Source organism: Lactobacillus apis (assembly GCF_002837055.1).
In the GTDB taxonomy this organism is placed as follows: domain Bacteria; phylum Bacillota; class Bacilli; order Lactobacillales; family Lactobacillaceae; genus Lactobacillus; species Lactobacillus apis.
The window spans coordinates 1-1,899 of the sequence record NZ_PDKP01000045.1 but is presented as its reverse complement, the minus strand read 5'-3'; the positions used below and the strand labels follow the sequence as shown (position 1 = coordinate 1,899).

Below are 1,899 nucleotides of genomic sequence, written 5' to 3'. Positions count from 1 at the left end.
CACTAGGTACTTTTGTTAGTTGCGACCTCTTCGTTTGATTTATAAAAATATTATTATTATTAATATTACTTGTCAACGGCTTTTTCATAATTAATTAACTTTATTTTTTCGCAAACATGACTGCAGTTATGTTTTAGTTGCAGATAAAAATTAAAATGTTAAAATGCGTTACTATCGAATTTAAATTATTTTAATCAAGTAGGTGTTGCAAAAATGAAAGTTGTTAAATTTGGTGGTAGTTCACTTGCAAGCGGTGAACAATTTCAAAAAGTGCTAAATATTATTAATGCTGACCCCACCAGAAAAGTAATCGTCACTTCCGCACCAGGAAAAAGATTTGCGGAAGATGTAAAAGTTACAGATCTGTTAATTGAATATGCCCAAAAAACAATGAAACAACAAGACACTACTGAAATTATTCAGCAAATTTGGACGAGATATCAAGAAATTGCCGCTTTTTTTGCACTTGAGCCCCAAAAATTTGCGTTCTTGCACCAAGAGTTGGTTGACTTACCAATAGTTTTTAATGACGAGCCAGAATACCTAATGGCAGCTTTCAAAGCACACGGCGAAAAACTCTGCGCACAGTTACTAGCATTAATTTTACAAGAGCAAGGTTTGCCAACGCGCTTTCTAGACCCACAGGACGCTGGTTTTTTGGTAAGCAGTGTTGCCAGCGACGCTCAAGTCCTACCTGAAACTTATCAAAATTTACTTAAATGGCGTGAAGTGCCAGAAATACTAGTAGTTCCGGGATTTTATGGTGTTACAACTCAGGGCAAAATTGCCACTTTCTCACGTGGTGGATCGGATATCACCGGTTCAATCTGGGCAAGAGGAATCAAAGCTGACTTGTACGAAAACTTTACTGACNTGAAGTGCCAGAAATACTAGTAGTTCCGGGATTTTATGGTGTTACAACTCAGGGCAAAATTGCCACTTTCTCACGTGGTGGATCGGATATCACCGGTTCAATCTGGGCAAGAGGAATCAAAGCTGACTTGTACGAAAACTTTACTGACGTAAATGCAATTTACGCCGCGGATCCTAGAATTGTTGCTAACCCTCATCCAATTAAAATTATGACTTACCGGGAATTACGGGAACTATCTTATGCTGGTTTTTCAGTTTTCCACGACGAAGCGTTGATTCCGGCAATTCAAGGCCAGGTCTTCATCAATGTTAAAAATACTAATCACCCTGAATTACCAGGAACGATGATTGTACCTGAAAAGGATTTTCATCCTAAAAGTACGATTACAGGTGTTGCCAGCTCAAATCACTTTTCCGCTTTATATTTACATAAATATTTGCTTAATAAAGAAACTGGTTTTACTCTTAAATTACTAGAAATATTTTACAAGTTCAATATTTCATACGAACACATGCCCTCAGGTATAGATGATCTAACGGTTATCTTTGACAAACGGCAGTTTACTGAAGAACTGCGCGCGCAAATGTGCAGTGAAATTCAAAAAGTGATTCATCCCGACCAATTAGAATGGATTGATGATTATGCTATCATTATGGTAGTTGGCGAAGGGATGCGGAATAAAATCGGTGCAATGAAGAACATCACTACCCCTTTAGCCAAAGAGCATATTGCCATTCACATGATCAATCAGGGTGCATCACGTATTTCTATTATGTTAGGCACCAAAAAAGAAGACGCAGCAAATGCTGTTAGCCAAATTTATCAACAATTTTTTAAAGGAGTAGCAAAATCATGATTCAAATGCAAAAAGTGCATGGTTCGCAAAATCAATTTTTCTTATTAGATCAGACTCAATTAGAAAAGCCACTTACCGACCCCGAATTAGTTAACTTAGCACGTCAATTAACGGATAGACGAACTAGCTTTTTGAACGGAGCAGATGGTTTGCTAGTCATTAGCGAATC

At 37.5% G+C, this 1,899-nt stretch carries 1 protein-coding gene and 1 pseudogene; both read left to right on the top strand.

Translation table 11 applies throughout. The features are described from left to right. Positions 1-213: 213 nt before the first annotated feature. The gene (locus CRG87_RS07735) at positions 214-894 is read left to right on the top strand and encodes an amino acid kinase family protein (RefSeq protein ID WP_101138733.1); all 681 of its coding nucleotides are present in this window, start codon (positions 214-216) and stop codon (positions 892-894) included. Then, a pseudogene (locus CRG87_RS07730) lies at positions 885-1,730 on the top strand (aspartate kinase); the annotation flags it as partial. The gene CRG87_RS07735 and the pseudogene CRG87_RS07730, both read left to right, overlap by 10 nt. Positions 1,731-1,899: the final 169 nt, after the last annotated feature.